Below are 13,301 nucleotides of genomic sequence, written 5' to 3' on the forward strand. Positions count from 1 at the left end.
CTCGGGATGAGGGCTGAGTAAGACTGACCCGAACCGATTGGTTCGACCAAGGCGTGAACATGACCGATTTCATTCCCACTCCCGTCGACGGCGCCGAGATCGAGCGCGCGCTGCGCCAGTCCGCGTCCGAGCGCATCCTCGTGCTCGACGGCGCGATGGGGACGCAGATCCAGAACCTGAAGCTCTCCGAGGCCGAGTTCAGGGCCGAGCGCTTCAAGGGCTGGAACCACGACCTGAAGGGCAATAACGACCTTCTCGTTCTGACGCAGCCCGAGGCGATCCGCGATATCCACCTGGCCTATTTCACGGCGGGCGCGGACATCGTGGAGACCAATACCTTCTCCTCGACGCAGATCGCCCAGGCCGATTACGGCATGGAGGCGCTGGCCTATGAGCTCAACGTCGCCTCGGCGAAGCTCGCCCGCGAAGCCGCTGCGATGGCGCAGAAGGCCGATGGGCGCCGCCGCTATGTCGCGGGCGCGATCGGCCCGACCAACCGCACGCTCTCGATCTCGCCCGACGTCAACAATCCCGGCTTCCGGGCCGTGACCTTCGATCAGGTGCGCGAGTCCTATGCCGAGCAGGTGCGCGGATTGATCGATGGCGGCTCGGAGCTGATCCTGGTCGAGACGATCTTCGACACGCTCAATGCCAAGGCGGCGATCGTGGCGATCGAGGATGTCTATCGCGAGAAGGGTCTGCGCCTGCCCGTGATGATTTCCGGCACGATCACCGACCTCTCGGGCCGCACGCTGTCGGGCCAGACGACGGAAGCCTTCTGGAACGCGATCCGCCATTCCAGCCCGATGACAGTCGGCCTCAACTGCGCGCTCGGCGCGCGCGAGATGCGGGCTCACATCAAGGACCTGTCGCGCGTCGCCGACACGCTGATCTGCGCCTATCCCAATGCCGGCCTGCCCAACGAGTTCGGCATGTATGACGAGAGCCCAGAGGCGACCGCCGGCATGCTCGCCGAATTCGCCGATGCAGGTCTCGTCAATGTCGTCGGCGGCTGCTGTGGCACGACGCCCGGCCATATCAAGGCCATTGCCGAGGCCGTCGCGGGCAAGGCGCCGCGTCAGGTGCCGGAGATCAAGCGCTATCTGCGGCTGGCCGGGCTCGAGCCCTTCACGCTCGACGAGACCATCCCCTTCGTCAATGTCGGCGAGCGCACCAATGTCACCGGCTCGGCCCGCTTCCGCAAGCTGGTCAAGGAAGGCGATTTCGCCGCCGCGCTCGATGTCGCGCGCGATCAGGTCGCCAATGGCGCGCAGGTCATCGACATCAACATGGATGAAGGCCTGCTGGATTCACAGGCTGCCATGACCGAGTTCTGCAACCTGATCGCCTCGGAGCCGGATATTTCGCGGGTTCCGATCATGGTCGACTCGTCGAAATTCCATGTCATCGAAGCCGGCCTGAAGACGATCCAGGGCAAGCCGATCGTCAATTCGATCTCGATGAAGGAGGGCGAGGAAGCCTTCCTCGAACATGCCCGCATCTGCCGCAACTATGGCGCGGCCGTCGTCGTCATGGCCTTCGACGAGACCGGGCAGGCCGACACCTATCAGCGCAAGATCGAGATCTGCACGCGCGCCTACAAGCTCCTGACCGAGCAGATCGGCTTCCCGCCCGAGGATATCATCTTCGACCCCAATATCTTCGCGGTCGCGACCGGCATCGAAGAGCACGACAATTACGGCAACGATTTCATCGAGGCGACGAAGACGATCCGCGAGACCCTGCCGCACGCCCATATTTCGGGCGGCGTCTCGAACCTGTCCTTCTCGTTCCGCGGCAATGAAAAAGTCCGCGAAGCCATGCATTCGGTCTTCCTGTATCACTGCATCAAGGTCGGCATGGATATGGGCATCGTCAATGCGGGCCAGCTCGGCTCCTATGACGGGCTCGATCCGGAACTGCGCGAACTCTGCGAGGATGTCGTCCTCAACCGGCGCAAGGACTCGACCGAGCGCCTGCTCGATGCCGCGCCCCGGTTCAAGGGGGACGGCTCGGTGGCGATCTCCGGCAAGGACATGGCCTGGCGCGAAGAGACCGTCGAGAAGCGGCTGGAATATGCGCTGGTCAACGGCATCACCGCCTTCATCGATCTCGATACTGAAGAGGCGCGCGCCAAAGCAGAAAAGCCGCTTCATGTCATCGAGGGGCCGCTGATGGCCGGCATGAACGTGGTCGGCGACCTGTTCGGGGCCGGCAAGATGTTCCTGCCGCAGGTGGTGAAATCGGCCCGCGTGATGAAGCAGGCAGTCGCCTATCTCATGCCCTTCATGGACGAGGAGAAGCGCCTGAACGGCGGCGGCGAGCGCTCGGCTGCCGGCAAGGTGCTGATGGCGACGGTCAAGGGCGATGTCCACGACATCGGCAAGAACATCGTCGGCGTCGTGCTCCAGTGCAATAATTACGAGGTCATCGACCTCGGCGTGATGGTGCCGACGCAGAAGATCCTCGACACCGCCCGCAAGGAGAAGGTCGACATCATCGGGTTGTCAGGGCTGATCACGCCCTCGCTCGACGAGATGGTGACGGTCGCCTCCGAGATGGAGCGCGAGGGTTTCGACATCCCCTTGCTGATCGGCGGGGCGACGACGAGCCGCGTCCATACGGCGGTGAAGATCCATCCGGCCTATGAGAAAGGCCAGACGGTCTATGTCACCGATGCCTCGCGCGCCGTCGGCGTCGTTTCCAGCCTGCTCTCGCAGGATCAGAAGCCGGCCTATATCGAGGGTATCCAGGCCGAATATGCAAAGGTCGCAGCGGCGCATCGCCGCTCGGAGGCCGACAAGCAGCGCCTGCCGCTGGTCAAGGCCCGTGCCAACGCCTTCAAGGCGGACTGGTCGAATTACACGCCGCCCAAGCCGAGCTTCCTCGGCACGCGCGTCTTCCGCACCTATGACATCGCCGATCTCGTGCCGGTGATCGACTGGACGCCATTCTTCCAGACCTGGGAGATGAAGGGGCGATATCCCGCGATCCTCCAGGACGAGAAGCAGGGCGAGGCGGCGCGCTCGCTCTGGGACGATGCGCAGGCGATGCTGAAGCGCATCGTCGAGGAGCGCTGGTTCAACCCCAAGGCGGTGATCGGCTTCTGGCCGGCCAATGCCGTGGGCGACGATATCCGCCTCTATACCGGTGAAAGCCGGCAGGAGACGCTGGCGACCTTCCATGGCCTGCGCCAGCAGCTCTCGAAGCGCGACGGCAAGCCGAACATGTGCATCTCCGACTTCGTCGCGCCAGAGGGCATCGACCGTCCGGATTATGTCGGCGCTTTCGTGGTGACGTCGGGCGCGGAAGAGGAGCGCATTTCCGAGAAATTCGCACGCGACAATGACGACTATCGCTCGATCATGGTCAAGGCGCTGGCCGACCGCTTCGCCGAGGCGATGGCCGAGCGCATGCACCAGCTCGTGAGGACGCAGTTCTGGGGCTATGCGCCCGACGAGAACCTGGCCAATGAGGACCTGATCCGCGAGGAGTATCAAGGCATCCGGCCGGCGCCGGGCTATCCGGCCCAGCCCGATCACACCGAGAAGGAAACCCTGTTCGAGCTGCTGCAGGCCGAGCGCCGTGTCGGCGTGAAGCTGACCGAGAGCTTTGCGATGTGGCCGGGTTCGTCGGTCTCGGGCCTCTATCTCTCGCACCCGGACGCCTATTATTTCGGCGTCGCAAAGGTCGAGCGCGATCAGGTCGAGGATTATGCGGCTCGCAAGGGCATGCCGATCCACGAGGTCGAGCGCTGGCTCGCGCCGATCCTGAACTACGACACCGCGGCCTACAGGCTGGAAGCGGCGGAGTGACGCCGTCTTTCGTCATTGCGAGCGCAGCGAAGCAATCCAGGAGGTGTGGAGCAAGTCGTCTGGATTGTTTCGCTGCGCTCGCAATGACGGAGAGGACATGACCGCGGGAACGCTGCCCCTCATCCGCACCGCGGTTCTCGCCGATCAGCCGCGCGTCGATGCGATCCGGCTTGGCGTGACCGAGAACCGGCTGTCCGATCCCTCAAAGGTCAGCACGGCCGAGGTCGACTGGTATCGCGACAAGGCGATCTTCCTCGTCAGCGAGGAGGGCGGCGATGTAGTGGCTTTCGCCTGCGCCAATCATCAGACCGGGCTCGTCTGGGCGCTGTTCGTCGACCCGGCCCATGAAGGACGTGGCCATGGTGCTGCCCTGCTCGACGCCTTGCTGGAGCGGCTCGCTGGCGCCGGCCACCGGCAGGCCTGGTTGACGACAGGCGCGGGCACGCGGGCCGAGCGCTTCTATCGTCACCGCGGCTGGCGCGACATGGGCCGCCAGTTCGATGGTCAGATCGCTTTCATCAAGACGCTTCCCCGCGCCTGAAACGGATCGGGCCGCCCTGAGGTGGCCCGAAAAGTGGAATGCGGTTTTCGGAAGAAGCCGATGCAACAATCAAAGACCTACAGCATCGGGCCGAATTCGATATTCGGTCCGATGCTGTAAGGCGGCCCGTGTCTTCGTTGCGTTGCTGGTATTTACGCCGGAACGGCTGCCAGATCACCGAGACTTTCCGTCCCACGCGACTGTTCGGATGCCGCGGCGCTCACTTCGCGAGACACCGAACGCCGCTCCGCATCGATACGCTCGATCAGGAAGAACGCGCGCTCCGCGCTGCCGAGCAGGGCCAAGATGGCGCCGCGCTCGACCCAGGGCAGTTCCGTGCCGAGCCTCAGGCAGCGCTCGCGCAGTTCGAGCAGCTTCGGCAGGCGCGGCGCGGCCTCAGCCATGAGCGGCGGATTGTCCTGCTTGATCGGCACGATGGCGCGCATCGCATCCGCGACTTCGTCGATGACGGTGTCGACGACCTGACGACCGGCTTGACCGAAGGGCTGGCGCTCGACGCGCCGGGCGATCTGGTAGAGCGTTTCGCCGAGGCTGGCAGTGTAGTCCTCTTCCTCGATCAGGCTCGCGACGAGGTCGGCGCGGGCATAGTGCATGTCCGGCGTGAACATGCCCGAGGTGTAGGAGCGGATGTCGCGGTTGAGGATGTCGATCGCGGCATAGTGCTCCTCGATCTTGTCGGGCGCGTCCGGCTTGCCCTTGGCGATGTCGAGAAAGAGCCCGGCGGCTTCGAGATAGCGGCCGGTTTCGCGCTGGATCGCCTGGACCGCCTGAGCGTGATTGTCCGCCTTCACCAGGTAGCGGGGCTGGCTGTAGTCCTCGATATCGTCGGCCGAACTTGCCCCGACCTTCAGCAGGACCCGCTCGAAGACACCGACGAAGGGGAAGAGCAGGGCGGTGTTGAAGATGTTGAAGAAGGTCGAGTAGAGGCCGATCGCGACCGGGATCAGCGGGAAGGTTTCCTTGCCGTCCTTGACGACGGGGATTCCGGGGTCGCCGCCGAACCATTGCATCGCCCAGGAGAGCACGTCCATCGAGACGAAGAAGAGCGGGATCGTCACCGCCACCCCGATGATATTGAACGAGATATGCGCGTAGGCCGCGCGTTTGGCGTTTTTGGAGAGGTTGAGCGAGGCCATCCAGGAGGTAATGGTGGTGCCGAGATCCGCGCCAAGCGAGAAGGCCACGGCGGTCTTCCAGTCGAGGATGCCGGCCGCGCCCAGGCCCATCACGATGCCGATCGTCGCCGAGGAGGAGTGGATCATCGCGGTGATGCCCGCCGCGATCAGCACACAATAGAGCAGGCTGAGATAGGTGTCGGCCCTCAGCGCCGAGATCACGCCCATGACTTCCGGCATGTTGCGCAGCGGGCGCAGGCCGCCGGTCATCAGGTTGAGGCCGTAGAAGATCAGCGCGAAGCCCATGCAGGCGAGCGCGATGTTCTTGACCTTGTCGGTTCTGGCGAAGATGTGCCGGTGATGAAGGTGCCGGCCATGACGCCCTTGACCGGGGTGCCGGCGATCTTGGCGAGCAGGGCACGCATCTTGTTGACGGCAAGATTCTGGATGCCGTTACTCATGAATTCGAGGCCGAGCATGAAGATGCCCAGGCCCCCGACTACAGGTACGATGACCTGCGTGAAAATATCGATCTGCATGTGATCCCCGCTCCGTATCGCCCCGCCAGGCAGGCACGAGAAGCGGGCGCCGCCAGGTTTCGAGTCCCGCCGCCCGCCGTAGGAAGCGCCGAATGGCGCGCTCCCGACCCTCGGCCCCCACAGCCAAGCGGAACTCCTATGGGCCCCGTGCGACAGGTTGGTGACCCATACAGGACAAGCGGCCCTGGCTGAGCCGATCCGGGGCACATTTCGGAGAGCTGATTGGTGACGTTCTGGAATGGATCCCGGGTCTGCGCTTCGCTACGCCCGGGATGACCAGACCGTTTCAACCTCTTTCAACCTCAATGCTAGAGTGAGATGATTTCACTCGGAACCGCGCCGTCATCCCGGACAAGCGGCTTTAGCCGCGCAGCTCCGGGATCCATCATAGGGAGCGGAACTCTACGATGGATCCCGGGTCGACCTGCGGTCGCCCGGGATGACGGCGTGGTTCCGCGCAAAATCATCAAGCTCTATATCTGGATTGCCGCCACGGCCGTTCCGCGTCATTGCGAGCGCAGCCTCAACGGCGGTCGGCATCATGCGCGAGTTCGGCCGGGGTAGCGCCGGCAAAGTACGAGCGCTCTATTCCCGCCGCAGCGCCTCGATCGGATCGAGCCTTGCGGCCTGTCTTGCGGGGTAGAAGCCGAAGAAGACGCCGATCATGCCGGAGACGCCGACCGCGATCAGGATGGTCTCGATCGAGATCACGGAAGGCCAGCCGGCGATGTTGGCGATGGTGAGGGCTGCGGCCACGCCAAGCGCAATGCCGACCGCGCCACCGATGGTGGCGAGCGTCGTCGCCTCGATCAGGAACTGCGCCAGCACGTCGCGCTGGCGAGCGCCGACGGCGAGCCGCAGGCCGATCTCGCGGGTGCGCTCGGTCACGGAGACCAGCATGATGTTCATGATGCCGATGCCACCGACCAGCAGAGAGACGGCGGCCACCGCCGCAAGCAGCCATGACAGCGTATTGGCGGCGGCGGTCGCGGTATTGGCGATCTCGGTGAGGTTGCGGACGATGAAATCGTCGTCCGCGTCGTCCATCAGGCGGTGGCGCTGGCGCAGCAGAGCCGAGGTCTGCGCGATGCCCGGTGCGATCGCCTGTTCGCTGGCGAACTTCACCATGATGGTCTGGACCGAGCGGTCGCGGGCATAGTTGCGCCCGACGATGCGGCGCCTGCCGGTGTCGAGCGGCACGAAGATGACGTCGTCCTGATCCTGCCCCAGCGCCGACTGGCCCTTTGCCGCCATCACGCCGATGACTTTGAAGGGCACGTTGCGGATGCGGAACTGCTGGTCGAGCGGGTTGGTTTCGCCGAAGAGGTTGCGTGCCACCGTCTGGCCGATGACCGCGACGATCTCGCCGCGCCGCAGTTCCTCGGGCTCGAACAGGCGGCCTTCGGCCACCTCCCATTCGCGGGCGGCAAAGAAATCGAGATCGGTCGCAGTGATCTGCGTCGACCAGTTGGTGCCGGCATAGACGGCCTGGGCGCGCGTCACGATGACCGGCGCAGCCGCCACGACGTCGTCGACCTCCCTGATGATCGAAGCGGCGTCTTCGTCGGTCAGCGTCGAGGAAGCGCCGGCACCCAGCCTGACGCCGCCTTGCGTGACGTTGCCGGACTGGATGATCGCGAGATTGGCACCGAGCGACTTGATCTGCGAGGTGACGCGCTCGCGCGCGCCCGAACCGATCGCAACCATGGCGATGACGGCGGCGACGCCGATGATGATGCCGAGCATGGTCAGGGCCGAGCGCAGCGCATTCGCGCCGATGGCCGTGAGTGCCGAGCGGATGGCCTCGAAGATGCTCATGCGGCGGCCTCCGGGTGGGCGGCAGCGGCATCGAGCGCGAGCAGGGCGGCGCGCGCATCGGCGGGCTGCTGGCGCGTATCGCTCAGCAGATGGCCGTCGCGGAAGCGGATGACCCGGCGGGCATGGCGCGCGACCTCGGCATCATGGGTCACGAGCACGACGGTGACGCCCTCGCGGTTGAGGTCCTGGAACAGGCCGAGGATCTCGAGTGCGGTGCGGCTGTCGAGGGCGCCGGTCGGCTCGTCGGCGAGAAGCAGGCGCGGTTCGTTGACCAGCGCACGCGCGATGGCGACACGTTGCTGCTGGCCGCCGGACAGCTGCATCGGGCGGTGATGGGCGCGCTCGGCGAGGCCGACGCGGCCAAGGGCTGCAAGCGCGCGTTCGCGGCGCGCCCGGCGCTCGGTGCCGGCATAGACCATCGGCAGCTCGACATTGGCGCAGGCATCGACGCGCGGCAGCAGGTTGAACTGCTGGAAGACGAAGCCGAGCTTGCGGTTGCGCAACTCGGCGAGGCCGTCGCTGGACAGGGTTTCCACGGCGACGCCGTCGAGCCGGTACTGCCCGCCGGTCGGCCGGTCGAGGCAGCCGATCAGGTTCATGAAGGTCGATTTGCCCGATCCGGACGGGCCCATCACCGCGACGAGCTCGCCCGCCTCGATCTCCAGCGAGACGCAATCGAGCGCGGTGACGCGGCCGGAATCGAGGTCGTAGACCCGGGAGAGCTCATGGGCCTCGATCAGAGGCATGGGGCGCTCCGGTCGGCAGATCGGGCTTGGAACCGCGCCGTCATTCCGGGGCGCGCCGCAGGCGCGAGCCCGGAACCCAGAACCGCGAAGGTTGATCGACGAAGTGATGTCGTGTCGAACGAAACTGCCACGCTCCGTTGGTTCTGGGTTCCGGGCTCATCGCTGCGCGATGCCCCGGAATGACGGCGCAGGGGAACCACCGTCGCGCCCTCAAAACAGCCGGGGGCCGCGCGCCGGCGGTCCGCCAGCCGGAGCGGGGGCTGCCACAGCGCGCGGGCCGCCGCCGACCACGACCTGGGCGCCATCGTTCAACTCGCCGGCGAGGATCTCGGTGAAGGCGCCATCGGTCGGGCCCAGCGTGACCTGGACCGCCTTGGGCTGGCCGTCGCCATCGAGGATATAGACGCGGCCCGGCGCGCCCTGCTGGGCGGCGGGGCGGCCCTCCTGCATCAGGGCCTCGAATTTCGTGCGCCTGTCGGGGTCGAGCACGGCGGCGATCTTGGCGGTCATTTCGGTGCGGGCGGTGCGGAAGGCGGCGCGCCGTTCCTCCTCGGACAGACCAGCCATGGCCTCGCGGCCACCGCCGCGTCGCTCCTGCAGGATGGCGGCGATCGCCTGCTTCTGCTCAGGAGTGGGCTGCAGTTCGGTCTCGATGCGCTCGCGCAAGGCCGCTCCAGCCCGGCCCGCGCCGCCGCGTCCGGCGGGTGCTGCTGCGGGCGAGTTCGCCGGCGCCGAGCCGACTGCGACGCCGGCAGGGCGGAAGCGCAGCGCGGCGTTGGGCACGCGCAGCACGTCGCGGCGGTCCTCGGTCACGACCTGGAGATTGGCGGTCATGCCCGGCAGCAGGGCCATGTCGCGGTTCTCGACACGGACCACGCCGGTATAGGTCACGACGTTCTGGATGGTCTGGGCGCCCAGCCTGACCAGTTCGACGCGGCCCTCGAAGGTGCGGTTGGGATAGGCGTTCACGGTGAAGCTGACAGGCTGGCCCGGCTTCAGGCGACCGACATCGGCCTCGTCGACATTGGCGTAGATGTCGATGACGCGCAGGTCCTGCGCGATCTGGAACAAAGTCGGCGTCGAGAGCGAGGCGGCGACCGTCTGGCCGAGATCGACCTGGCGCTGCACGACGACGCCGTCGACGGGCGAGCGGATGTCGGTGCGTTCGAGGTCGATCAGAATATCCTTGAGCTTGGCCTCGCGGCTGCCGATCAGCGCCTCGCCGGACTGGACCTGCCCTTCGGCGAGCAGGATGTCGGCATCGAGCCCGTTGAGCTCGGCCTTGGCAGAGGCGATCTGCGCCTCGCTGGAGGCGAGCGTCGCGACCTGGACCTCGACCTGCGTGCGGGCGGTGTCGAGGCTCTGCTGCGAGCCGGTATTGCGATTGAAGAGCTCGTTCTGGCGGTCGAAGGTGCGTCTGGCGTCGGCGAGCTGGGCTGCGGTGCGATCGCGCTGCGCCTCCAGATCCTTAACCGTCGAATTCGCCTTCAGCCGGGTCGAGCGGGCGCGGTCGAGCTGGGCGCGCTTGACGACGAGGTCAGCCTTGGCCTGGGCGACATCGGCCTGGGCGGCGTCGCGCCGGGTCTTGATCTGGTCGCTGTTCAGCCGCGCGACGATCTGACCGGCCTTCACCTTGGAATTGTAGTCGGCGAGGATTTCGACAATCTGGCCCGAAAGCTGCGAGCCGACGAGCACGGTCGTCACCGGCGTCAGCGTGCCGGTGGCGCGGACGGCGGCGGTGATCTGGCCACGGTCGAGCGCTGCGGTGCGGAAGGCGACGTCGTTTGCCGCTCCCCCGGTCGGTCGCAGGGTCCAGTAGCCGGCGCCGACAGCCAGCACCGCCAGTCCAGATCCGATCAGCCACTTGCGCAAGGGCGTCCCCCGTCATGCGCCGGCTTGCTCGCCGCCGCTCAGGGGCAAATCATGCCAGAACAACGTGCTGACAGCGAGTTAACTTACGGCAATGTTGCAGACAGCCCGGGCTCACGCTGGCTGGCCAATCAGGCGGTGCGCGCGCCTCGCGTCGCCGCCAGCAGGTCGCGCAGTGTCGTGATCGTGGAGGCGTCTGCGACGCCGTCGATCTTGTCCTGGCGCCAATGCCGCTGGAAGGCTGCCACGACCGCCTCGAGCTTCTCGTCATAGACGCCGTCGACCGCAACGCCGTAGCCCAGCATCGCGAACATCGCCTGCAGGGCCTCGACAGGCTGGCCGCTGTCGCCGCGCGCAAGGAAGCGCCCGCCACGGATGGGCGCAGGCTCGCTCCAGAGGCCGACGCCGCCCTGCGCAAAATGCCGCCAGGGAAACTTCTCGCCGGGATCGATCTTGCGGCCCGGCGCGATGTCGGAATGGGCCAGCACGCGTTCGGGCGGGATGGCCCAGCGCTCGCAGATGTCGCGGCAGAGGTTGAGGGTGGCGGCGATCTGTTCGGGCGGAAAATCGGGCAGGCCGCCGGGATGGCCGGGATTGGCGATCTCGATCCCGATCGAGCAGGAGTTGATATCGGTCTCGCCGGCCCAGTTGGAAGCGCCGGCATGCCAGGCGCGGCGGCCTTCCGGCACGAGCTGGAGGACATGGCCGTTCTCGAAGACGAAATAATGCGACGAGACCTGCGAGACCGGATTGCAGAGCCATTGCAGCGCCTCGCCGGCTTGCGGCATGCCGGTATAGTGCAGGATCAGCATGTCCGGCCGGCGCTCCGGCGCGTCGGTGGCGCCGTTGCGGGGTTTGCGGTCACCGTGATTGGGGGAGGGGAAGACCTTCGCCGCAAAGCGGCTGTCGGGCGTGTTCGTCAGGCTGTTCGTCGCGCTCATGCGGGCTCCGGGAGCCCGACCGCAAGGCCCCGCTCTTTCTCGATTGCGTCCCAGGCGGCGTTGATGGCCGACAGGCGTTGCGTGGCAATCGCCACCGCCTCCTCGGGCAGGCCGCGTGCGATCTCGCGATCGGGATGGTTCTGCGCCACCAGCCGGCGATAATGCTGTTTCAGATGGGCATCGCTCATCTCGCGGCTGGCGCCGAGCACCAGATAGGGGTCTTCGGGCCTGCGCGCATGGCGGGCTTCGATGCGGGCGAAATCGGCATCACCGATGCCGAAGATCGTCGCGACGTCGCGCAGATAGGCATGCTCGTCCTGATGGATCGCGCCGTCGGCGGCGGCGATCAGGAAAAGCCCGTCGAGCACATCCTCCAGCAGAGCGGGCTCGTCGCGGAAGCTCTCGGCGATCTGCGTGGCATAGGCCTCGAAACCGGCGCTGGTCTGCTTGGCGAGATCGAACAGGCTCTCGACGCGCTTCTGCTGCTCCGGCGGCACCTTGACGATGCGCTGGAAGGCCGTGACCTCGTCGCGGGTCACGACGCCGTCCGAACGCGCCATCTTGGCGGCAAGCGCGACGAGCCCGGTCGTGAAGACGAGTTCGCGCGGCGCGGGGCCGAATGGCGCGCCCTCACGGTCGACAAGCATATGGCCGGCCAGCGCACCGACGAGCGCTCCGAGCGGGCCGCCGAGCGCCAGGCCCAGTCCGCCTCCACCCAACACGCCCCAGAATGACGAAACCATCGTGAAGCTGTTCCCCCGAACCTTGCTGGGCTGCAATCCTAAAGCCGGATGATTGGCGATGGCATCATAAAGTGATGCCGTCGGAAATCTGAATCCGTCTCTTACTGAACAGTCGGAGCCGGGCTTCCGCGAAAAACCGGCTCCCGCTTTTTCGCGCCCTGCTCTAGCGGCAATCGGCCGCTCGCGACAGCCCGCGCCAGGTCATTTGCCGCTTTTTGGCAATGCGCCGGGCAATTGCGTCGTCAATGGGGCGATGGTTTGGCGGCTCACTGTGGTTCTGCCGGCATTGACACGGAATCGCCGATTTCCGAATCATTACATGAGAATTACTCAGGCTTTAGATTTCCAATAGTGTTCGTTGTCGGAGGATATAGAATAGATTTTCAGGCTATGCGGTCAGATTATCAACACATTTGCTGACCAATTGACTGCGCCCTTCAGCCATGTTCCGGAATGAAGGATGCAGTCTACCATGCGGTATACCTCCAGCGGCGCTGCCGCCGCTCTCGCGATTTGCCTCGCAAGCCTCCAGCCGGCACAAGCTCAGGTCAATGACGAAACCGACGCTCGGGCCTTCATCGTCAGGGAGGCTGAGATCCAGCGTGAGAAGGCGGCCGGCAAGGCTGGCCAGGAGTCACCGCAGGCGAATGCCGGTTCGAAATCGGCGGCCACAATCGAGAAGGCCGGCAAGCATTCGCAGGGCCGGGCTCGCGCCCTGGCCGCCCCGGCCGGCTCGGACGGGCTGAAGGCACTCGTGGCGCGCCATGCTGCCGCCAACGGTGTGCCGTTCGCGCTTGCCGATGCCGTCGTTCGCATCGAGAGCCGCTACAATCCCCGCGCCAGCAATGCCGGCAATTACGGGCTCATGCAGATCCGCCACCAGACGGCGCGCGGCCTGGGCTATTCCGGCAGCGCCGGCGGCCTGCTCGATGCCGAGACCAATGCCCGCTTCGGCATGAAGTATCTGGCGCTGGCCTACAAGCTTGCCGGTGGCGATACCTGCCGCACCGTGATGAAATATCAGAGCGGCCACATGACCCAGCACATGAACGGCGCCAACCGCAGCTATTGCGCCAAGGTCCGCACCATCAGCGCCCAGAGCTGATGACACGCGCGGTTTGCGCCGCTCTCGCCTTGACGTGAGCCGGCCAAA

Annotated in this window: 10 protein-coding genes; 3 read left to right on the forward strand and 7 right to left on the reverse strand. The window is 65.8% G+C overall.

Annotation, left to right across the window (positions count from 1 at the left end; genetic code table 11):
* The first annotated feature begins 59 nt into the window (after positions 1-59).
* Both metH and C4S73_RS07910 read left to right on the forward strand, forming a co-directional pair.
* A complete protein-coding gene (gene metH, locus C4S73_RS07905) occupies positions 60-3,815 on the forward strand; it encodes a methionine synthase (RefSeq protein ID WP_103871958.1) in 3,756 nt (1,251 codons plus the stop codon).
* A gap of 97 nt (positions 3,816-3,912) precedes the next feature.
* Positions 3,913-4,356 (forward strand): GNAT family N-acetyltransferase, encoded by a 444-nt coding sequence (locus tag C4S73_RS07910; RefSeq protein ID WP_103871959.1) that lies wholly within the window; start codon positions 3,913-3,915, stop codon positions 4,354-4,356.
* 152 nt (positions 4,357-4,508) lie between these two features.
* Here C4S73_RS07910 and C4S73_RS07915 read toward each other — a convergent pair whose 3' ends face one another.
* The 7 genes from C4S73_RS07915 to C4S73_RS07940 all read right to left on the reverse strand — a co-directional run bounded on the left by C4S73_RS07915 (position 4,509) and on the right by C4S73_RS07940 (position 12,148).
* Positions 4,509-5,798 carry a Na/Pi cotransporter family protein gene (locus C4S73_RS07915; RefSeq protein WP_244595497.1) on the reverse strand — a complete coding sequence of 430 codons (1,290 nt, stop codon included), beginning with the start codon at positions 5,796-5,798 and terminating at the stop codon, positions 4,509-4,511.
* Positions 5,783-6,031, reverse strand: a complete 249-nt coding sequence (locus C4S73_RS28610; protein ID WP_244595498.1) for a hypothetical protein — start codon at positions 6,029-6,031, stop codon at positions 5,783-5,785. Before C4S73_RS28610 ends, C4S73_RS07915 begins: the two co-directional genes overlap by 16 nt.
* A 585-nt stretch (positions 6,032-6,616) precedes the next feature.
* The gene (locus C4S73_RS07920; protein ID WP_103871960.1) at positions 6,617-7,849 is read right to left on the reverse strand and encodes an ABC transporter permease; all 1,233 of its coding nucleotides are present in this window, start codon (positions 7,847-7,849) and stop codon (positions 6,617-6,619) included.
* Positions 7,846-8,595 carry an ABC transporter ATP-binding protein gene (locus C4S73_RS07925; RefSeq protein ID WP_103871961.1) on the reverse strand — a complete coding sequence of 250 codons (750 nt, stop codon included), beginning with the start codon at positions 8,593-8,595 and terminating at the stop codon, positions 7,846-7,848. Before C4S73_RS07925 ends, C4S73_RS07920 begins: the two co-directional genes overlap by 4 nt.
* 210 nt (positions 8,596-8,805) lie before the next feature.
* Complete coding sequence (locus C4S73_RS07930) at positions 8,806-10,467, reverse strand: efflux RND transporter periplasmic adaptor subunit (protein WP_103871962.1); 1,662 nt, start codon at positions 10,465-10,467, stop codon at positions 8,806-8,808.
* A 128-nt stretch (positions 10,468-10,595) separates the two neighbouring features.
* Positions 10,596-11,387 (reverse strand): peptidoglycan recognition protein family protein, encoded by a 792-nt coding sequence (locus tag C4S73_RS07935; protein WP_425290332.1) that lies wholly within the window; start codon positions 11,385-11,387, stop codon positions 10,596-10,598.
* Between the two features lie 14 nt (positions 11,388-11,401).
* The gene (locus C4S73_RS07940) at positions 11,402-12,148 is read right to left on the reverse strand and encodes a J domain-containing protein (RefSeq protein ID WP_103871964.1); all 747 of its coding nucleotides are present in this window, start codon (positions 12,146-12,148) and stop codon (positions 11,402-11,404) included.
* A gap of 472 nt (positions 12,149-12,620) precedes the next feature.
* On the opposite strand from C4S73_RS07940, the gene C4S73_RS07945 reads away from it, so the two are divergent.
* Complete coding sequence (locus C4S73_RS07945) at positions 12,621-13,253, forward strand: lytic transglycosylase domain-containing protein (protein ID WP_103871965.1); 633 nt, start codon at positions 12,621-12,623, stop codon at positions 13,251-13,253.
* The last annotated feature ends 48 nt before the right edge of the window (positions 13,254-13,301 follow it).

The organism is Allobosea lathyri, assembly GCF_900108245.1.
GTDB classification, from domain to species: Bacteria; Pseudomonadota; Alphaproteobacteria; order Rhizobiales; family Beijerinckiaceae; genus Allobosea; species Allobosea lathyri.

Bases quoted from the DNA above. Each gene is read 5' to 3' on its own strand.
- metH (WP_103871958.1), top strand. From the start codon at position 60: ATGACCGATTTCATTCCCACTCCCGTCGACGGCGCCGAGATCGAGCGC.
- C4S73_RS07945 (WP_103871965.1), top strand. From the start codon at position 12,621: ATGCGGTATACCTCCAGCGGCGCTGCCGCCGCTCTCGCGATTTGCCTC.
- C4S73_RS07925 (WP_103871961.1), bottom strand. From the start codon at position 8,595: ATGCCTCTGATCGAGGCCCATGAGCTCTCCCGGGTCTACGACCTCGAT.
- C4S73_RS07910 (WP_103871959.1), top strand. From the start codon at position 3,913: ATGACCGCGGGAACGCTGCCCCTCATCCGCACCGCGGTTCTCGCCGAT.
- C4S73_RS07920 (WP_103871960.1), bottom strand. From the start codon at position 7,849: ATGAGCATCTTCGAGGCCATCCGCTCGGCACTCACGGCCATCGGCGCG.
- C4S73_RS28610 (WP_244595498.1), bottom strand. From the start codon at position 6,031: ATGCAGATCGATATTTTCACGCAGGTCATCGTACCTGTAGTCGGGGGC.
- C4S73_RS07940 (WP_103871964.1), bottom strand. From the start codon at position 12,148: ATGGTTTCGTCATTCTGGGGCGTGTTGGGTGGAGGCGGACTGGGCCTG.
- C4S73_RS07915 (WP_244595497.1), bottom strand. From the start codon at position 5,798: ATGGGCTTCGCGCTGATCTTCTACGGCCTCAACCTGATGACCGGCGGC.